This is a genomic window from Paenibacillus lentus (assembly GCF_003931855.1).
GTDB classification, from domain to species: Bacteria; Bacillota; Bacilli; order Paenibacillales; family Paenibacillaceae; genus Fontibacillus; species Fontibacillus lentus.
This window is the reverse complement of sequence record NZ_CP034248.1, coordinates 2,747,801-2,767,562: the sequence shown is the minus strand read 5'-3', so window position 1 is coordinate 2,767,562 and position 19,762 is coordinate 2,747,801. Positions and strand designations below refer to the sequence as shown.

Annotated in this window: 20 protein-coding genes; 3 read left to right on the top strand and 17 right to left on the bottom strand. The window is 48.7% G+C overall.

The window, feature by feature from the left end:
- Nucleotides 1–185 precede the first annotated feature (185 nt).
- The gene (locus EIM92_RS12270; protein WP_125082876.1) at nt 186–1,556 is read right to left on the bottom strand and encodes a class I SAM-dependent rRNA methyltransferase; all 1,371 of its coding nucleotides are present in this window, start codon (nt 1,554–1,556) and stop codon (nt 186–188) included.
- A gap of 165 nt (nt 1,557–1,721) precedes the next feature.
- Here EIM92_RS12270 and EIM92_RS12265 point away from each other — a divergent pair, with 165 nt between their 5' ends.
- The gene (locus EIM92_RS12265) at nt 1,722–2,738 is read left to right on the top strand and encodes a Na/Pi cotransporter family protein (RefSeq protein ID WP_125082875.1); all 1,017 of its coding nucleotides are present in this window, start codon (nt 1,722–1,724) and stop codon (nt 2,736–2,738) included.
- A 35-nt stretch (nt 2,739–2,773) separates the two neighbouring features.
- Here EIM92_RS12265 and EIM92_RS12260 read toward each other — a convergent pair whose 3' ends face one another.
- The 8 genes from EIM92_RS12260 to EIM92_RS12225 all read right to left on the bottom strand — a co-directional run bounded on the left by EIM92_RS12260 (nt 2,774) and on the right by EIM92_RS12225 (nt 9,181).
- On the bottom strand, nt 2,774–3,205 hold the full coding sequence (locus EIM92_RS12260; RefSeq protein WP_125082874.1) for an NUDIX hydrolase: 432 nt from the start codon (nt 3,203–3,205) through the stop codon (nt 2,774–2,776).
- Nucleotides 3,206–3,362: 157 nt separating this feature from the next.
- On the bottom strand, nt 3,363–4,703 hold the full coding sequence (mtaB, locus tag EIM92_RS12255) for a tRNA (N(6)-L-threonylcarbamoyladenosine(37)-C(2))-methylthiotransferase MtaB (RefSeq protein WP_125082873.1): 1,341 nt from the start codon (nt 4,701–4,703) through the stop codon (nt 3,363–3,365).
- A gap of 3 nt (nt 4,704–4,706) precedes the next feature.
- A complete protein-coding gene (locus EIM92_RS12250; RefSeq protein WP_125082872.1) occupies nt 4,707–5,471 on the bottom strand; it encodes a 16S rRNA (uracil(1498)-N(3))-methyltransferase in 765 nt (254 codons plus the stop codon).
- Nucleotides 5,472–5,563: 92 nt separating this feature from the next.
- Nucleotides 5,564–6,247 carry a site-2 protease family protein gene (locus EIM92_RS12245; RefSeq protein WP_125082871.1) on the bottom strand — a complete coding sequence of 228 codons (684 nt, stop codon included), beginning with the start codon at nt 6,245–6,247 and terminating at the stop codon, nt 5,564–5,566.
- A 6-nt stretch (nt 6,248–6,253) separates the two neighbouring features.
- Nucleotides 6,254–7,222: a 50S ribosomal protein L11 methyltransferase gene (prmA, locus tag EIM92_RS12240; protein ID WP_125082870.1), complete on the bottom strand. Its 969-nt coding sequence runs from the start codon at nt 7,220–7,222 to the stop codon at nt 6,254–6,256.
- 85 nt (nt 7,223–7,307) lie between these two features.
- Nucleotides 7,308–8,438 carry a Gfo/Idh/MocA family protein gene (locus EIM92_RS12235; RefSeq protein ID WP_342772859.1) on the bottom strand — a complete coding sequence of 377 codons (1,131 nt, stop codon included), beginning with the start codon at nt 8,436–8,438 and terminating at the stop codon, nt 7,308–7,310.
- A 173-nt stretch (nt 8,439–8,611) separates the two neighbouring features.
- Nucleotides 8,612–8,782, bottom strand: coding sequence for a YfhD family protein (locus EIM92_RS12230; protein ID WP_125082869.1), 171 nt, complete (start codon nt 8,780–8,782; stop codon nt 8,612–8,614).
- A 30-nt stretch (nt 8,783–8,812) separates the two neighbouring features.
- Nucleotides 8,813–9,181, bottom strand: coding sequence for a hypothetical protein (locus tag EIM92_RS12225; RefSeq protein WP_125082868.1), 369 nt, complete (start codon nt 9,179–9,181; stop codon nt 8,813–8,815).
- 196 nt (nt 9,182–9,377) lie between these two features.
- Here EIM92_RS12225 and EIM92_RS12220 point away from each other — a divergent pair, with 196 nt between their 5' ends.
- Nucleotides 9,378–9,842, top strand: a complete 465-nt coding sequence (locus EIM92_RS12220; RefSeq protein WP_125082867.1) for a hypothetical protein — start codon at nt 9,378–9,380, stop codon at nt 9,840–9,842.
- A gap of 3 nt (nt 9,843–9,845) precedes the next feature.
- Nucleotides 9,846–10,124, top strand: coding sequence for a YxcD family protein (locus EIM92_RS12215; RefSeq protein WP_125082866.1), 279 nt, complete (start codon nt 9,846–9,848; stop codon nt 10,122–10,124).
- A 76-nt stretch (nt 10,125–10,200) separates the two neighbouring features.
- On the opposite strand, the gene EIM92_RS12210 is transcribed toward EIM92_RS12215, so the two are convergent.
- From EIM92_RS12210 to hrcA, 8 genes are all read right to left on the bottom strand, one after another.
- Complete coding sequence (locus EIM92_RS12210; RefSeq protein ID WP_125082865.1) at nt 10,201–10,554, bottom strand: FMN-binding protein; 354 nt, start codon at nt 10,552–10,554, stop codon at nt 10,201–10,203.
- Between the two features lie 37 nt (nt 10,555–10,591).
- Nucleotides 10,592–12,019: an FAD-dependent oxidoreductase gene (locus EIM92_RS12205; RefSeq protein WP_125085154.1), complete on the bottom strand. Its 1,428-nt coding sequence runs from the start codon at nt 12,017–12,019 to the stop codon at nt 10,592–10,594.
- A gap of 255 nt (nt 12,020–12,274) precedes the next feature.
- The gene (locus tag EIM92_RS12200; protein ID WP_125082864.1) at nt 12,275–12,988 is read right to left on the bottom strand and encodes a response regulator; all 714 of its coding nucleotides are present in this window, start codon (nt 12,986–12,988) and stop codon (nt 12,275–12,277) included.
- Nucleotides 12,985–14,610 (bottom strand): DcuS/MalK family sensor histidine kinase, encoded by a 1,626-nt coding sequence (gene dcuS / locus EIM92_RS12195; RefSeq protein ID WP_125082863.1) that lies wholly within the window; start codon nt 14,608–14,610, stop codon nt 12,985–12,987. Before dcuS ends, EIM92_RS12200 begins: the two co-directional genes overlap by 4 nt.
- A 244-nt stretch (nt 14,611–14,854) precedes the next feature.
- Nucleotides 14,855–15,973 carry a molecular chaperone DnaJ gene (dnaJ, locus tag EIM92_RS12190; RefSeq protein ID WP_125082862.1) on the bottom strand — a complete coding sequence of 373 codons (1,119 nt, stop codon included), beginning with the start codon at nt 15,971–15,973 and terminating at the stop codon, nt 14,855–14,857.
- Nucleotides 15,974–16,122: 149 nt separating this feature from the next.
- The gene (gene dnaK, locus EIM92_RS12185; RefSeq protein ID WP_125082861.1) at nt 16,123–17,970 is read right to left on the bottom strand and encodes a molecular chaperone DnaK; all 1,848 of its coding nucleotides are present in this window, start codon (nt 17,968–17,970) and stop codon (nt 16,123–16,125) included.
- A 72-nt stretch (nt 17,971–18,042) separates the two neighbouring features.
- Entirely contained in the window at nt 18,043–18,660 is a 618-nt protein-coding gene (gene grpE / locus EIM92_RS12180; RefSeq protein ID WP_246020955.1) for a nucleotide exchange factor GrpE, read from the bottom strand.
- 48 nt (nt 18,661–18,708) lie between these two features.
- A complete protein-coding gene (hrcA, locus tag EIM92_RS12175) occupies nt 18,709–19,743 on the bottom strand; it encodes a heat-inducible transcriptional repressor HrcA (protein WP_125082860.1) in 1,035 nt (344 codons plus the stop codon).
- Nucleotides 19,744–19,762 lie beyond the last annotated feature (19 nt).

Genomic DNA, 19,762 nt, shown 5'->3' with positions numbered 1-19,762 from the left:
TTTTCACGGTCAAATGGTTAATTTACATTATAGCATAACGATCCTAGCGTTAACTCGTGAAACAAGAATGTATGTTCTGTTAATTTTAAATAAAAACACCGCATAACACAACAAGACCTCTGAATAAATCAGAAGTCTTGTTGGTCGAGAAAATATCATTTTCCTTTTATTACTAGATCGAACGATTAAAACGTCTTCGTCTGCACTTCAAAAATTGCAAATTTCAAATAGTGTCCTTCATTGACGCCCAGAATTTGCGGGTGATCTTTCCCGGCGGCTCGCCAATCGATCAGTCTTAACAGCTTACCGGCATCCACGGCGGCATCCTGAATGGTTTGCAGGAACAGCTCCGGCTTCATATGGTAAGAGCAGCTAGCCGTGACTAGGTAACCTCCCTCATTAACCAGCTTCAGTCCGTGCAAGTTAATGTCTTTATATCCTCTGCACGCCCCTTTAACGGCCCCCTTTGTCTTGGCAAAGGCAGGCGGATCAAGAATGACGACATCCCAGGTTCTCCCTCCGCCAGCCGTCATCGGGAGCGAAGTGTCTACTTTTCCATCATCAGCCGCACGTTCACGCCGCTCATCCAACCCCTTGACCTGGCTGCGCAAATACTCGAAAGCATCGGCGACGACGAATTCCACACGGTCTTCAAATCCGTTCAGCCTGACATTTTCCCGGGCGCTTTGAATTGCGTGCTCGGAAATGTCGAGGCAGGTCACTTTCTTTGCGCCATACTTGCAGGCATGCAGCGTAAAACTCCCGGTGTGGGAGAAGCATTCCAGCACTGTCGCTCCATCCCAATACGGGAAGGTAACCTCCTTGCCCTTCCGATTCACCGGAGCCATGCGGAAGCCTCCGCCGTCGGCCGGCAGCTGCTGCATCGTCACGCCGCTCCACTCTCCCCAGCCCGTCATTAAAGGCTCGATCGAGGCGCGATTCTCGCGCTGGTCAAAGAAGTATCCCGTCTTCTGCCCCTGCCAAATATCCACTTGAATCAAAAGCCCATTCTCCTTAACCGTTACGTGCTGCGGAGGATCGCCATAGAGCGGTCCTTTGATCTCTTCCAAGCCTTCCATCGCACGGATGGCTACGTCGCTGCGCTCATAAATGCCTGCAGGCCGAAGAACGGACACCAGAGCCTGTACAATGCTATCACGGCAGCGATCCATTCCGAGTGTAAGCAATTGAACGACGAGCACATCACCAAACCGATCAACAATAAGACCCGGCAAAAAATCAGCCTCTCCATACACGAACCGGTAGGCATCCTCCTGTACAAATCTTCTGCGATGCGCCAAGCATTGTTCAAAGCGCTGCGTAAAAAAAGCAACATCCATCGCTTCCAGCGGCTGATAGGATACGACCCGCACCGTTATTTGAGAGGCAGGGTTGTAGTACCCGGTCGCCAGAAATTTCCCTCTCCAATCCCGTACAGCGACTAAGCTCCCCGGCTCAGGATCTCCTTCGACTCTCTCAATTTCATTGTTGAAAATCCAGGGATGTCCTTGTTCCAGCCGCTTTTTACGGCTTCGTTGCAAAATGACTGATGGCAAGCTGACCAACTCCTCTTATTATTAAATCGCATCTCCCCGAGGCTCAGGCATACGGCCAGCAATCCTTCATAGATAACCAAATGGAGAAAGACCGCCTTCGGGCATGAGAGCCACCGGCCTGGCATATATGTAACTTGTACAGCTTTATCTCAGAGGAGGGAGCTCATGTTTCACGAAATTGTGTTCCCAGCGACGTTCGGATTCGCCTTATTTATGCTTGGCATGAAAATCATGGAAGCTTCATTACAAGCGTGGGCCGGCCCTAGATTAATCAAGCTGCTTCAGGCCTCGACGCGCACGCCCTGGACGGGCTTACTGTCCAGCACGTTCGTAACTGCGGTACTGCAGAGCAGTACGGCGATAACGGTCATGACGATTGGACTCGTTAATGCCGGACTGTTATCTTACGGCCGGACACTCGGCATCATTCTCGGCGGCAATATCGGAACCTGCCTAACCACCGAATTGATCGCTCTAAATATTTCGCGTCTAGGTATCCCACTGCTGATCGGCTCGCTTATCGTTTGGGCTGCTGCCGTAATAAGCGAAGAGGCCCTGCCCCGCCAGCGGACTGATGCCCCCTGGGCCCAATTATTAAAACCGCTGCAATTCGGCTCGCTGGCTGTATTCGGCTTCAGCCTGATCATGATTGCGATTAAGTGGATGCAATCAATCGGCCCCGCGCTAGATCAGCGAGGTGTAATCGCATGGCTGCTAGAGCATGCAGACGACAGCCTCCTATGGGGAGCTATTGCCGGCGGGCTTCTCACTGCACTCATCCATAGCAGCGCTGCCGTCATTGCCATGACAATGGGACTTGTTGCTACAGGTACCCTGCCCATTGAGTTCGGCATAGCCATGGTGCTTGGCTCCAATGTAGGCACATGCATCACTCCACTGATCGCAGCGATCGGCAGTTCGCGGTCAGGACGTTTTGTCGCCTGGTCACACGTAATACTGAATGTTCTTGGCGCATTTCTGTTCATGCCCTTAATTCCGTGGCTGGAAGCAGCGGCAGTCTGGATGAGTAGTAATCCAGCTTCTCAGATCGCGCATACGCAGACGATTTTTAACGTCGCCTGTTCATTGCTCGCACTCCCTTTTTGTTACTTGCCTGTATGGTCGAGATGGGGCGGGCCAACACCTCGCCGCCTGAATATTCCACCCCACCGGCAACAGTGATCTCGTCCGCCAAAATACGAGACTAAAATGAGAGACTAAATGCGGACACCTAACAATTTAAGCGCCTTTTTTAAAATAAAATCATTATTATCATATCCGGCATTGCATTGTCTTTCCCAAGCGACTTCTGGTTCATACCAGGCTACACTGCGAATCTCTTCTGTTTGCGGCTTTAGAGTGCCGCCTTCGCTTGCTACAAGATAATAATGCACTTCTTTTTGAATATCTCCTAGCTGGGGATGATGATAAGTATAGGCTATAATATCAATAGGTTCGACGATGCGGCCGACAATTCCGGTTTCCTCCCGTATTTCACGGAGCGCGGTTTGTTCAATGGTCTCTCCGTTTTCCCTTTTCCCTTTAGCAAACGAAATTTTGCCGTATCGGTCCGTTATTAATTGAATTTGCAGTTGTCCCGCTTCTTTGCGGTAGACGATGCCTCCTGCGGATATTTGTTTCGACGGCATGACATTACCCCTCCTTAATCCTGGAACATCATTTATGTAAACATGCTTCTCTGCTTGCCCCATACCCGGGATAACACCCACAATGGACAACAAGGACTTCACCCCTTCGGGGTGAAATCCTTGAAGATAAATATATGATTAACTGTATGATCCTCCATTAAGCCAATGCTTTCGGAGTATCTTCCAAAATGCGCACAAGCTGACCCTCACAAGTATTAACGCCGGCTTCCGTCAGCTTCACCCGGCATACTTTCCCGGTCAAGTCCCCCGGAGCCTCGAAGCGAACCTGCAAATAGTTGTCACTGAATCCAGTAGCATACCCTTCGCCGGACACGCCCTTTTCATCCTTCTCCGGAATAATATCCAACACTTGCCCGATGAAATTCTGCGCATATGCCAGCTGCATCGTTTCCGATAGATCGATCAATTCATGCACGCGAGCGTGCTTCACTTCCTCGTCTACCTGATCTTCCATCCGCGCCGCAGGTGTACCTGTCCGTTTGGAATAAGGAAACACATGCATCTCAGAGAAGCCGATGCGCTTAATCGCTTCGAAGCCTTCCCGGAACAATTCATCAGTCTCCCCTGGGAAGCCAACAATAATATCCGTCGTAATGGCCACATCCGGCATGAAATCACGGATCATTTTGATCTTTTGCTCAAATTCTTCAATCGTGTATTTACGTCTCATCCGTTTAAGCACTTCATTGCTGCCTGCTTGCAGCGGAATATGGAAGTGCCGGCACATTTTGCTGGAGCCCTTCAACACTTCAAGCATTTTCTCATCAATTTGACTCGCTTCAATGGAGCTGATTCTTACCCGCTCTAGTCCTTCGACCTTGTCCAGCTCCCAGAGCAGATCGGATAAACGGTAGTTTTCCAGATCATCTCCGTATCCTCCGGTATGAATACCGGTTAGTACGATTTCCTTATAACCGGCAGCAACAAGCTGCCTTGCCTGATTCACGACACTCTGTGGATCACGGCTGCGGGACAATCCTCGTGACCATGGAATGATACAGAATGTACAGAAGTTATTGCAGCCTTCCTGGATTTTAAGAAAAGCGCGCGTACGGTCTGCGAAATCCGGCACATCCAGTTCTTCAAAATCTCGAGTTTTCATAATATTGCGGACAGCATTAATAGGTAGACGCTGCTGCTGAAGCTGTCCGATTAGGGGCATAATTTTCTCGCGATCCTGTGTACCGATAACAAGATCAACCCCAGGGATATCCAATATTTCAGCCGGCGATGTCTGGGCGTAGCAGCCGGTAACCGCAATAATGGCATCGGGATTACGCCGAATCGCACGGCGAATAATTTGCCGCGATTTCTTATCCCCTGTGTTGGTGACTGTACAAGTATTTATTAGATATACATCGGCGGTCTGTTCGAAATCGACCTGCTCGTAGCCTTCGTTTTTGAAAAGCTGCCATATAGCTTCTGTATCATAGAAGTTGACTTTGCAGCCGAGTGTGTAAAAAGCAACGGATGGCATTGTTCAAATCTCCCCCATTTCTCCAGTTTCATACATGATGCAAGTTAAAGCGGCCATTCCGGCTGTCTCTGTCCTTAATATTCTTCGGCCCAAGCCTACGGTTACGGCACCCGCCGCTTCTAATTGCTCAATCTCTTGCTCTGCGAAACCGCCTTCGGGTCCGACTACGATCATCACCCTTGAAGGCGCCTTATCCCCTAGACGCTGGAAAAAAGGCTTTAGCACGTCCCGCAACTGCTGGCCGTGCTCCTTCTCATAGCATACACAAGCGAGCTCATATTCAGGCAGTTTCGCCAGCAGTTCCTTCCAAGATACAGGTGCTTCAATCGCTGGAATTTTACTGCGATGGGCCTGCTCCGCCGCTTCTTTGGCAATTTTACGCCAGCGGGCCATCCGCTTCTCTTCTTTCTTTGGATCGTATTGGACAACCGTCCGTTCCGACATAAAAGGCAGGAAGGAAGAAGCGCCGATTTCTGTGCATTTCTGAATCACTATCTCCATCTTATCGCCTTTCGGCAGACTCTGGGCCAACGTAACCTGAACGCGCGGCTCACCGGTGGCCTCGAGCATTTCAATGATGCGGGCAGTCACCTGCTGCGCTTCGATCTCTACGATCTCGACAAGCGCTTCCCTCGCCAGCCCGTCACTGACTATCAGCTTATCTTCAGGCTTGGATCGCATCACTTTGCCGATATGACGAGCGTCTTCGCCGGTTATGCTTACCATCTTGTCCCCAAATTGTTCGGGATCAATAAAATAGCGCTGCATTTATCATCAACCTCACCTTTATCACCAAAGAACATCATACAACTTTTGATTTATGGATTCCAGTACTTATTACCCGAAACAAAGGAGGGATTTTAACCGCCAAACAGTATAATGAAGAAATTTGCGAATTGGAAATAAATCAGTTTTGCTACGTCCCAAAGTGGCTCTATCGTAATATTCCGAAGCGGCGGAACGATCAAAATGACTAAAAATATTAAAATAGACCAGTGTTCAACCTGCTTCAGTTTAATTCTAACGTGGTCAGGCACAATATCCTCCAGTAGACGATAGCCATCCAGTGGAGGCAACGGTACTAAGTTGAATAAGAATAGAAAAAAATTCAAAATAATAAAATAGCCAAAAAAATTATGTACCGCAATAAACAAAATTTCGTTCGAGATCATGTTTAACATGCCGAATTGAGATAGCGCGGTATAAATCATCGTTCCGAGAAAGCCGAGCAGCAAGTTACTGAGCGGCCCTGCCGCGGATACAATAATCCCCATTTGCCGCGGCCTATCAAAATTGTCCCGGTTGACGGGTACCGGCCTTGCCCAGCCAAACCCCGCAATCAGAAGAAAGATCACTCCGAGCAGATCGAAATGGACAACGGGGTTAAGCGTCACCCGCCCCTGCAGCCTCGCCGTCGGATCACCAAACTTGTTGGCGAAATAAGCATGGGCAAATTCATGAACGGTAAATGCAATGATCAGCGAAATTAATAAATAGGGCAGCTGATCTAAAGGAACACGCAATATCTGATTTAGGAAATCCATGAATGGCTACCTCTTTCTCGCCACGAAAGCAACCCACTCTTCTTCCCTGGCTGTTTCCTTGATCTCAAATCCCGCGGCAAGCAGAGCTTCCTCCACGGCTTGTTCTTTGTTCTTGTAAATCCCCGAGGCAATATAATAACCGCCAGGCTGCAGCGCCTCATAGACATCGTCGATGAACAATAATATGATTTCCGCCAATATATTAGCAACAACAACACGAACCGGCAGCTTAACGTTAAGCTCTGCTCCCGCCTCCTGCTTCAAAACGGATAACAGATCACTCTCTACAACAGTAATCCGATCCTCAAGGCCATTCAGTCGCGTATTCTCCAAAGCACTGGAGACAGCTACCGGATCTAAATCTAACGCAAGAACATGGGCTGCGCCGAGCTTGCTTGCACCGATGGCAAGTATCCCGGAGCCTGTCCCAACGTCAATAACTTCATCCCCTTGCTGGATAACGCCTTCAAGCGTGCGCAAACAAAGCGATGTCGTCGGATGTGTACCCGTTCCGAAGGCCATTCCCGGATCAAGCTCGATGATCTTCTCTTTTTCGGATTCGGGCGCATACTCCTCCCAGGTAGGCTTGATCGTCAATTGCTCTGACACCCGGATCGGCTTGAAATATTGCTTCCAGTTATTTGCCCAGTCATCCTCGCTTACATCCTTCACGGCAATATTCGCACGGCCTGCATCGATATCATATTCAGCAAGCTCTGCAATTCGTTCCTTCACGGTAGCTATTACCGAATCTATGTCCGTCCCATCCGGGAAATAACCGCTGATTCTAGCCTCTCCCTCAGGAATGTCATTGGGAGGAATCTCAAACCATTGTCCCAAGGAGGTATCTCTAGGCTTGTCGTTATCCACATATTCCTCAATGGTTACACCACCAGCTCCCGCTTCATGTAAAAAGTTGGTAATCATCTCTACTGCTTCTTCTGTTGTATCTATAGTTATTTCCTTCCAGATCATCTTGCTTTATCCTCCTCAGTTCCTACGCATACCCTTTATTGTACTATATAATACCAAGGGAAACAAAAAGCCGATATAACAGCGGCTAGAGCACGATTGAAGTCGATTTGGAGGCTTGTATGACCTCCTCCGCACTTACTTCACGCCCTATTTGTTGAGAGTAATACAGCCCTTCGCTGATTAGCATAGTATTGAGTGCGATATCTGCCGTGGGCAGCAACGCCACCTGTCCTTGTAGGGCTGCAATCCAATGGTGCTGAGAAGAGATATAGGCATCTGGATAACGACTTAGCATCCGCTGCCGCCACTCTGCCCGCTCCAAATTTATCGTGCAATCCATGTCCAAATCGGCGATGGTCGTGTGGAAGCTGAAGCCGTGCTTTTCCCTGTCCGACACAGCTCCAGACAAGCGGATTCCGCCTTCCGATCCGACGATCGCGCTGCCCTCCAAGCCGCCGAGCTGCAGCGCCCAGGACTCGATAATATCCAGCGTTATTCCGCCCTCCAGGCAGACTAATCCAGCGGCCATCTCCTCGACATCGAATCCGGAACGAAGTCTGCGCTCCTCATCCATCGCCATTTCTTGATACGTGCGTCCGACGATCCGCTCTACTTTCGGATTGCCCATCAAATAGAGCATGCGGGCAATATGGTATACCCCCATATCGTATAAAGCTCCACCACCAGCGGTTTCTTTCCTCGTAAACGCCGCAGAGCCATAGCCATCGATATAAGGTCGGTTGCGACGCCGAAATCCTGTGGATCTGGCATGATACAGCTTGCCTAGCTTGCCTGCATCAATTAATTGTTTGGCGACCCTTGTCTCGATATGAAAGAGATGCGCTAATTGAATATGCAGCAGCTTGCCGCAAGCCTTAGCGGTCTCCAGCATTTTCAGACCATCGGCATAAGAGCCCGCGATCGGCTTCTCGCAATATACATGCATGCCAGCCTCTAGAGCTGCTATTGTCACCGGCATATGATAGTTGTTATGAAGACATACATCGATGGCATCAAGCTTTTGCTGCTGGAGCATTTCCCGGTAGTCGGTATAAACCTTGGATACGCTGTACTTGGCCGCCACCCGCTTAGCCTCATCAAGATTTATATCACATATAGCAATAACCTCGACGCCTGGAATATTTACGTACTCTTCCAGATGCGCTTTGCCGATTTGTCCAGCACCGATAATACCTATTTTGATCGTGTCCATCATCTTTTTCCTCCTGACTATATGCTTTGAAGTTAAAAGGCCGACAACATGCTGTCAATCCATTTTTCAGCGGTCAATTACATAAGATATGAAGCTGGTCATATAATCCATAAAGAAGAAAAAGCAAAAGACCGCAAATAAGGTCTTTTGCTCTTTACGTCTATATATTGCTGCAATTAGCGGCGCTGTTGTTGACGACGATCTGCCCGCTCACTGCGCTCCAGCGCTTCCCAGTCCTCCTGATCGGCCAGTTCTTCCGAAAATTCTACATCCTCATTGTGTCCAACGGATGATCCGGATATTTTCGCTGAGTAAGGACGTTTTGCGTCCCGCTTGTGCTCGCTCATGATCTCTTGTCCTCCTTCGAATATTTGCGACTACGTTATGCCGCCTACTTCTTCAATGATGCGCAGAGCTTGATGATGGCTCGACTCGTCCACGACGACTGTGAGTAGAATATCATGGCCTGTCGGCCCTCCCTGGCCCCCATGGCTCATCCCGCTTGCAGCGGGATCTGCGGCCGCCAAAATACCTGCCGATGGATTGGTTATTTCCCCATCCTGTGTAACTGCTGCCAGACTGGATATTTTGCCGGTGATCGGATTCAAGGGATCATAGCCTTCCCCGGGATATTTACTAAAGCGATCGATGGATAAATCAACCACCCGAAGGGCCTGCAGCTTTCGAGCTGCCCCCTCCGCTTCTTCCGGGCTTTTAAAATAAGCGAGAATGTTCTTTTCACCCATCTGTAAGCACCTGCCTTCGCCTTCCTACGGCATGTATTGAATCTGCTGGTTAGGCAGTTTCTTATTGTGTAGGATGCAAAATTAATTGGTACTTTATACAAATGATTCTTTCTTTTAAAAATTGAAACTATTATTCAGGAATTTCGTATATACTCTTATATAAACACACATTTACAGTAGGAGGTTTACTCTAGGTATGTTCAAAAAAATGACACTGCTCGCTATGGTCTTCACATTATTCTTTGCATTCACAGCTACAGATTTCGCCGATGCAAGACGTGGTGGCGGCTTTAAATCCGGCCCGCGGAGCTATACTAACACGCCGAAGAAATCAAGCACAGTAAACAAATCGGAATCCAACACGACGAACAAGTCCACTTCTACGACGAACGGAGTGAACAATAACAGAACCGGATTTTTTGGCGGCGGCAGCTTTATGAAGGGGATGATGGTCGGTGGATTGGCCGGACTTCTATTCGGCGGGCTGTTCGGAGGCATGGGCTTCTTTGGCGAATTGCTCGGCCTGGCCGTTAACCTGTTCGCCATCTACTTAATCATCGTCGTAGCCATCGCCCTCTTCCGTAGATTCAAGAAGCCACAGGTGCAAACCTATCAAGGTCCGCGCAACGATGATTACAACAACCGTGGAGGAAGATATTAACTTATGATTCTTAGCATGGATGAAATCATCAACGCCATTTGCATTCATACGGCAGATCGAACCGGCTTGCGTCCTACCGATATCCAAGTAGAACTGAGCTGGGATGAAGATACAGGTTATACTGGAGAGGTATGGGCTAATGGACGCAGCCGCTACTTGATCGAGCTGAATATCATTGAGGCGATCATGCAATATGTATTCAAGGAATACGGCATCCGGGCATTTAAGGATGATATCACCTTAGAGCTGGATGAGGAAATCACAGCGACCATTAGCCAATAAACATCGCGACTGCTTACAATACAAGGGCACCCTATCGTTGGAAAACGATATTGGGTGCCCTTTGTTAAGATTGATGTTATTTTTTTGCGTTGCTAAGCGCGCTTTCCACCGCTTGTACAACTGCCTCGCTCGATTTGGAGGCGCCGGATATAACATCTATATCCTCCGTAGATTGTTCCTTAATGATTTCCGGAATCGTCGTTTCAATGGCTGCATCAACAATGCTTTGCGTTTCGCCATGCTCAACAATTTCGATCTTGCTGATCTTCTCTCCCTTTACTTCAACGGAGACCTTGATTTCGCTTTTGGCCCCTTGAGCGCTGCCCTCATATATTCCATCGATATATTGCCCGCCACTGCTCGAGCAACCAGCCAGTATAAATAATGCTGCTATCATGGCCGCTCCTACATTCTTAACTGATCTACGCATGGTTTCTCCCTCCCCTTTCTTTCATTATTGAAACCTATTAATCGAGCGATTTCACGGCTTCCTGAGCAGCAATGCGTCCGAAAGTCGTAATATCAGCCAGCGCATTACCGCCAAGCCGGTTTGCTCCGTGAACACCACCCGTAACCTCACCCGCCGCATAGAGGTTTGCAATAGCATTGCCCGCTTCGTTCAGCACCTGTGCTTGGGTATTAATCATGACACCGCCCATAGTATGATGAATACCTGGCGTCACTTTAATGGCATAATAATTGCCCTTCTTGAAATCAAGGCGCATATCATCACGCTGGAAGTCTTCATCCACGCCCGCCTCTTTAAACTCGCTGTAACGATGAACAGTTTGCTCTAAAACAGCAGCATCGACATTGATTTTGCCCGCCAGTTCGGCGATCGTCTGCCCTTCTTCGACAAGCCCCATTTCAAAGTACGTATCCGTTGCTTTCAACGTCCCGCGAAGCTCATCATTAAAGATCAAATAAGCAATTTTGTCGGTCTGAGCCAAAATATTCTTAGATACCACATCTCTAGTCAGGAGCTCGTTCGTGAAGCGAATCCCTTCCTGGTTCACGAGAATCGCTCCGTCTCCCCGGACCCCTTCCGTAATAAGCACACCTTCACCCGGAATGGTAGTAGGGTGAATCTGAATTTCTTTCATATCCACCAGCTTGGCTCCTACAGCCTCCGCTAGTTGTATGCCATCGCCCTGCGCTCCCGGGGCATTCGTCGTAGCGAATCCTTCTAAATCAGAATTATATTTAACGACCATATCCAGGTTAGCACCAAATCCGCCCGTCGCCAGAATGACGGCCTTGGCTTGGATTTCAAATGTTTTTCCTTCTTTATCCGCACCCTTGACCCCAGTGACGTTGCCTTCTTTATCCGTCACGATTTCAGTTACACTATGCTGTAGACGAACGTCGACATTCAATTCCTCTAATTTCTTCTTAAGAGCGATCACCATAAAATTACCTGCCGCTTCCCCGCCCTCCGGCCGATGAATCCGCGGAACACTAGCCCCCCCCGCTTTGCCAACCTCCGACAACTCAGCGCCGTTCTTCTTCAGGAATTGAATCGATTCTGCAGCGTTATCTGTCAACACCTTGACAAGATCCGGGTTATTTACATTTTTCCCGCCCTTCATGGTATCTTCAAAATGCAGCTCAGGACTGTCTTCAATCCCTTGCGCCTTCTGATACTCTGTGCCAGCAGCATTCAGCCCACCTTCAGCCCGAGCCGTATTTCCACCGAGCATTGGCATTTTTTCCAGCAGAACGACCTTGGCCCCCAGATTATGCGCCTCAATGGCCGCAGACATGCCTGCACCTCCGCCTCCGATCACGACGATATCAGCAGCATCTGATTTGCCTCCGCAAGCCGGCAATATGAGCGACATCATCATCACTGCAATCATGGTAAGCGTTAGTCTCTTTACTTGTCTTGTTTTCATGCTGTTCCCCTCTTCATTTTGTTGTTGCAGCAATTTGACATTGTGCATGTTTTCACATGTTTAATATTGTATAGATGCTTCCGCCTCTCGAACAGATTTTGTAAGTACTGAAATCGTTATTTAAGTAATGTAAGCGGGAAGGCCAACAGGAGCTGTGAGAACTAAAGGCGATACCTTACCAACTGAATCCCAAATAAAAACCCCCGCCATTTGCAAATCAATGACGAGGGTCTCCGAAGGCACCATAATCAAATTTTAAAAATACGTCTCTACTACTTGAGATTTATCCGGAAATACCCAAAATTTATCCAAGGGCCTTCCCCCTGTCCCGTAAATCAACTCTGATTGCAGCACTCCGATCTCCAGTAGAAAAGCAAGATATTTTCGAACGGACACACGTGATATTCCCGACAGCTGTGCGAGTTCCTCAGTTGAAAAACTGCGGCCATGCTTCTCAATAGCTTCCCATAATATTTTCAGCGTCCCTGAGGTCAAGCCTTTTGGCAAGCTTTGCATGGCTGTATTCCCCCCTTTATTGGGAGATCTTCCTATAAGCTGATCCAGATCGTCTTGGCTTATACTATCCGGTGTATTCATGCGGTAATAGGTTTCTCGATAACTCTCCAAGGCCGCTTTAAATCTTGAGAAGTTGAAGGGCTTAATCAAATAATCAACTGCGCCATATTGCAATGCCTTCTTAATGCTCTCTGGATCTCGGGCCGCTGATATAACAATAACGTCGATATTCGTATCATTGCTGCGTATTTTATTAAGCAGGTCGAAACCGCCCTTTTTTCGCATAAATAAATCAAGTAAAATAAGCTCCGGCCTGGCGTTTTCTAATAATGCCTCAGCCTCTTCCACAGAAGCTGCCGCTCCGATGCATTGATATCCACTGACCTGTTCCAAATAACACCGATTAAACTGTGCCACCATAGGATCATCTTCAACAATCAGTACACGGATCATATCACCGCATCCTTTACGGCATATGGCACGCTAACAGTAAATTGAGTCCCTTCGCCCCTCCGGGATAGACAATCTATTCTGCCGCCAAGTTCTTTTACCCTCAGCATGACGAGATATAGTCCCATTCCCCGATCATCTCCTTTGGTGGAAAACCCTTTGTCGTATATCGCAGTTTGGATTTCCTCGCTAATCCCGCTGCCATTATCTCGAATAATACAATTCAGCTCACCTGTGCGTTCTTCATAACAAACAGAGAGCTCGATCAGCGGATCTTCAAGGCCGAGATGCTCGGCTTTCAACGATTCCATTGCATTATCGAATAAATTTCCCAATATCGTTATTAAGTGATGCATCACTTCACTGCGGCTTGGCTCGGGTAGTGAGCTATGCTTCAGAAGCACGAAATCAATGCCCGCCTCCCGGGCTCTGCTCATTTTTCCCAAGATGAACCCGGCCATGACTTGATCTCTAATTTGCTCTGTGACTGCTCCCACTTCGGATTCATGCGTCTGGAGCGTCTCAGAAATATACGCTTGCAATTGATCGTAATACGCCATGTGAGCCATTCCATAGATGACGTGAAGCTTGTTTCGAAATTCATGAGCTTGAGCCCGCAATGCTTCTGCGTAGGATGACAGCCCTGATAATCGCTCATTCATCATCCGGATTTCTGTCTTATCTCTGAAGGTCGCAATGACTCCCGCAACCTCTCCGTTCACTAGAATAGGAACACTGCTCACGCGTACGATTACCGCTCCTAGTTCTACTTCTTCATCTGAAACAGACTCGCCTGTGCGTAATATCTTATCGCACCCCAAACCTGGCCAAATGCTCCTAATATCTTCATCCACTAGCTTGGCAGGTAATCCCGCTTGCCTAAACAATCTGCGTCCCTCTTCATTGAGCAGCGTAACCTGCAAATGCTCGTCTACCGCAATAATTCCTTCTTTCGCCGACTGAAGCATCGCGTTTCGTTCTTTCAGCAGTTTAGCGATTTCGAACGGCTCCATATCATAAATGGTTTGTTTAATTTTACGAGCTAGCAAATACGCCCCGATGGCACCGATCCCCCCGCCGAGTCCAAGTCCCCAATATAGAATCCATTGATTCCTAGATGCTTCTGCGGATACCCGCCGAAGCAATACTCCTGTCAGAACCGCTCCGACCTGGCTACCCTCCGCATTAAAAACCGGAACGTATGCCCGCAGAGAAGTGCCCAGCGTACCTTCAGCGATTGAAATTTTATGCTCTCCGCGAGACAGAACGGGCTGCTCATCTCCTCCAGCAACATGCTGCCCAACTAGCTCCGGAACCGGGTGGGATCTACGGATGCCTTCCATATCAATCACCACGACAAATTCAACATCGTTAAGTCGCCGAATCTTATTCGCATACTGTTGAATGTTGAATGAACTTTGCGGGTTGCCCAGTGCCTCCTGCACAGAAGGCGTAAGAGCCATCGTTCGCGATACGGCAACAACCCTTTCTTCTAAATTACGCCTGGTTTGATTTTTGAATTGCTGACTGAACATGAAATATATAATCAACAATACGAAGGCGAGAACAAGACACACTAATAAGGTAATCGTGGTCTGCAGACGGAATATTTGTTTTCTCTTCACAACGATCCCCTCCTGCTGCTTCTAACTCATGTTGTATTTTACCCTGCCAACAGCCCTTGCGCTGTGAAGTTTTTATAATGCCTGTACACATTTCACGAATTATTTTTCTAGGGAAGGCCAGTAATCTCGCATATAAGAAAAGACCGATGTCATCAAGACATCGGCCTAACTTGTTCCTTAACTCTCTCTTCAGCTATTCAGCTCAACAAGCGATGAATCATAGCCGGATTGATCTCGTTATTGATCAATCTCCACGGAATGCCCGCTTCATCCGATCAAAGAACGATTGCTCATTTTCATGCGTATGCTCTCCGCTCATAGCGGCAAATTGCCGTAGCAACTCTTTCTGCTCCTCACTCAGCTTGCTTGGCGTCACGACGACAACCTTAATATGCTGGTCGCCCTGACCGATGCCACGCAGCCGCGGAACACCTTTGCCTTTAAGACGGAAATAGGTACCTGTCTGAGTGCCTGCCGGTACTTTCAGCTTCACCTTCTCGGTTAGCGTCGGAATTTCGATTTCATCCCCGAGCGCCGCTTGCGCAAAGGTTAATGGAACCTCACAGTAAATATCATCGCCCTCACGCTCGAAGAAGTCATGCGACTTCACACGAATGACGATGTATAAGTCCCCGGCCGGGCCACCGCGCAGGCCGCCTTCCCCTTCGCCAGTCATCCGCAATTGCGCGCCGTCATCTACCCCGGCTGGAATGCGAACATGGATTTTACGCTGCTTCTTTACTTTTCCGCTGCCCTGGCAAGTTGAACACTTCTCTTTAATGATCTGTCCTCTGCCCGAACAGCTGCTGCAAGCACGGCGGTTCACCATCCGGCCGAACGGCGTATTTTGAACCACTTCCTCTTGTCCAGTACCCCGGCAAACGGAACAAGTCTCCGGCTTCGTTCCCGGTTTTGCACCGGAGCCAAAGCATGTATCGCAATTTTCCGTACGTGGAATCGTGATGTCGCTCTCTTTACCGAAGACGGCCTCCTTGAATTCGATCGTCATCGTATACTGCAGATCATTTCCGCGCTGCGGCGCGTTTGGATCCCGGCGACCGCCGCCGCCGAAGAACATATCAAAAATATCGCCAAAACCTCCGAAATCCGCACCGGAAAATCCGCCGCCCATTCCTTGGTTCGGATCAATATGGCCGTATTGGTCGTACCGAGCACGTTTTCCCGAATCGCTTAGGACGTCGTAAGCTTCTTTAACTTCTTTAAACTTATCTTCCGCATCCGGCGCCTTGTTCACGTCAGGGTGATACTGACGCGCCAGCTTGCGATAAGCTTTCTTGATCTCATCATCCGAGGCGCTCTTGCCAACGCCAAGCACCTCATAGTAATCGCGCTTTTCAGCCATCCTTCCACCCCCACTATTGCTATTGCTATGGTAAACGCTAGATAGTCCCCTTATCCGGCAAAAGGAAAGTCAAAGCACGGAATGCCCCGCGCTTTGACCTTCCCGGTTCACCAAGTGTATTGTTCTAACCAACGCTTAACGTGCAATGATTAGTCTTGTTTCTTGTCTTCGTCCACAACCTCGTACTCTGCATCCACGACGTTGTCTTTGCCTGGACCGCCGGCTGCAGCACCATCAGCGCCTTCAGCCTGACCTGCTTGCGCCTGAGCCTGTTCATACAGCTTCACGGACAATTGCTGTACGATTTCTGTCAGCTTCTCGGAAGCGGCTTTGATTTCGTCAAGGTTGTCGCCTTCAAGCGCCTTCTTGAGCTCATCCTTAGCTGCATTCGCTTTGTCCGCCTCGGCAGCGTCCACTTTATCGCCAAGCTCCTTGATTGTTTTGTCTACGCTGTAAATAAGCTGGTCGCCGTTGTTTTTCGCTTCGACAAGCTCTTTGCGTTTCTTATCTTCTTCCGCATGAAGCTCGGCATCCTTCATCATTTTCTCTACTTCTTCTTCGCTCAAGCCGCTGGAAGAAGTGATCGTGATTTTTTGGCTCTTGCCGGTTCCTTTGTCCGTAGCCGATACGTTAACGATTCCGTTAGCATCGATGTCAAAGGTAACTTCGATTTGCGGTACGCCGCGCGGTGCGAGTGGAATATCGCCAAGCATAAAGCGTCCCAGCGTTTTGTTACCAGCGGCCATCTCACGCTCCCCTTGCAGAACGTGAATCTCAACGCTCGGCTGATTGTCCGCATAGGTGGAGAAGATTTGTGATTTACTTGTTGGGATCGTTGTGTTGCGCTCGATCATTTTTGTAAACACGCCACCTGCAGTTTCGATACCGAGGGATAGCGGTGTTACGTCCAGCAATACAACGTCTTTCACGTCACCTGTAAGTACGCCCGCTTGCACAGCTGCACCCAACGCAACAACCTCGTCCGGGTTAACGCCTTTGTGCGGCTCTTTGCCCGTCAACTTCTTGATCGCTTCTTGAACAGCAGGAATCCGCGTGGAGCCGCCAACCAATACAACTCTATCGATTTCCGATGGAGTCAGGCCGGAGTCGCTAAGTGCGCGACGTGTCGGTTCAAGCGTCCGTTCTACGAGATGTGCGGACAGCTCTTCGAATTTAGCGCGGGTCAAGTTCATCTCCAAGTGCTGTGGTACGCCATCGGCTACGGTGATAAACGGAAGGGAAATCGTCGTCGTCAACACGCCGGACAATTCCTTCTTCGCTTTCTCGGCCGCATCCTTAAGACGCTGCACTGCTGCTTTATCCTTACTGAGATCGATGCCTTGATCCTTCTTGAATTCAGCTACCAGATAGTCGATGATCACCTGGTCAAAGTCGTCGCCGCCCAGACTGTTGTCCCCGCTTGTCGCCTTAACTTCGAAGAAGCCGTCCCCAAGCTCCAGAATGGATACGTCAAATGTACCGCCACCAAGGTCATATACAAGAATCGTTTGGTCTTCCGCTTTCTCCATGCCGTAAGCAAGAGCGGCCGCCGTTGGCTCGTTCACGATACGCAATACTTCAAGACCAGCGATTTTACCAGCATCCTTCGTCGCTTGACGCTGACTGTCATTGAAATAAGCTGGAACGGTAATAACAGCTTGGGATACAGTTTGACCAAGATAAGCCTCTGCATCGGATTTCAGCTTTTGCAGAATAATTGCCGAAATTTCTTGCGGTGTCATTTCCTTTCCGTCGATGCTTTCTTTATGGTCTGTACCCATATGTCTTTTAATAGAAATAATTGTGCGATCCGGATTCGTGATTGCCTGGCGTTTTGCTGTTTCGCCGACAACACGCTCACCGTCTTTCTTAAAGCCTACCACGGATGGTGTTGTACGCGCGCCTTCCGGGTTAGGAATAACGACGGCTTCGCCACCTTCCATGACCGCTACGCAAGAGTTTGTAGTTCCTAAGTCAATACCAATTACTTTGCTCATATAAGTTATGTCCTCCTTAATAGATTGTTGCATAAGTGGGAGCTTGTCAAATTTTAAGCGGAACTGCTGAAGTTAACCGCTAACCTTGACCATCGCTGGGCGAAGTACCTTGTCCTTCAACATATACCCTTTCTGCACTTCTTCGACAACGATGCCCTCTTCATGTTCGTCCGACTCCACCTGCATAATCGCCTGATGGAATTCAGGATTGAACGGCTCTCCGACGGTTTCCATCGCCTTCAGGCCTTCGCTGCCCAAGACGCCTTCCAGCTGGCGGAAAATCATTTCCACACCTTTGGCATAGGAAGTGACATCCGTACCCTGCTCACCGCTGGCCAAAGCTCGTTCGAAATTATCTATGACTGGCAGCAGCTCGGTAATCAGTTTAGCGGAAGCGTACTTCCCTAGTTCTTCTTTCTCCTTTTGCGTACGTCTGCGGAAGTTGTCGAAATCCGCCTGCGCTCTCAGCAATCTTTGCTGCTGCTCTTCCAATTCTGCGCGCAGCGCTGCAAGCTCTGCATTGCCTTCTTCAGGTGCAGTGGACTCGGAAGCCTCTCGTTTGCCTGCAGTGTCCTCCTCCGGTATGCTGTTCTCGTCTGCTGTATGTTCTTGATTCACATGATCATTCATTTCAATTTCTTCCTCTACATTCGTATTGATGTTGTCTTGAATCGGTTCTTGTTCCTTCAAGATGTTCACCTCCTTAACATACGGTAAAACATAATTATCATGCTCAGATTAATGTAAGCGGGACAGGAATTCTGTTAAATCCTTAGATAGCATATCCAAAATCCGCATGACCCGGGCATACTCCATTCTTGTCGGTCCCAAAATACCGATCGTGCCTACAGCGCCGCCTTCAATGGCATAGGTTGCTGTAATCAAACTGCAATTTGCAAAAGCTTCATGTTTGTTCTCTGTACCGATACGTACCTGAATGCCTGTCCCGGCCTGTGCGGATGCCAGCATTTTCATCAATGTCGGCGTTTCCTCCAACAGGTCAAGTATGCTCTTCACCTTATTCACATCCCGGAATTCAGGCTGCGTCAGCATATTCGTAGTTCCGCTAAGAAACAGGCGTTGCCCTTCGGTTCCGTCGCTATCCAGCGCTTCATCCAACACCTTCATCAAATCCTCGAAATGGTCGATATGCCGCTGCATTTCTTGACCGATTTCGTTGTACAGTGCGGATTTTAATTTATAGATTGGCACTCCAGCCAGTCTATGATTGAGCAGGTTGACAACCTTCTCCATTTCGGAGATCGATACGCCGGGCGGAATAGTGACCGTCTTATTCTCTACCTGGCCTGTATTCGTCACAATAATGGCTACTGCCGTTGTCTCATTTAAAGACAGCAGCTGAAAATGACGTAAAGAAGTATGGAATACTTCAGGTCCAAGCAGAATAGAGGTATAGTTCGTCATATGCGACAAAATCGTGCCCGCATGCTGAATGACCTGTTCAGTCGCATTAAGCTTCTCGGCATAAAATGATTTCATTGTTGCTAGCTCATCCGAGGTCAGACGGTTCAGGGGCATCATATGATCAACATAATATCGGTATCCTTTGTGAGATGGAATACGGCCTGCTGATGTATGAGGCTGCTCCAGAAATCCGAGCTCCTCCAAATCTGCCATTTCATTACGAATCGTTGCCGGACTGTAGCCGACATCCCCACGTTTTGAAATGCTTCGGGATCCCACCGGCTCCGCCGAACGAATATAATCATCTACAATAGCTGTTAAAATCATTCTCTGGCGTTCCGTTAACATGAAAATCCCTCCCATAACA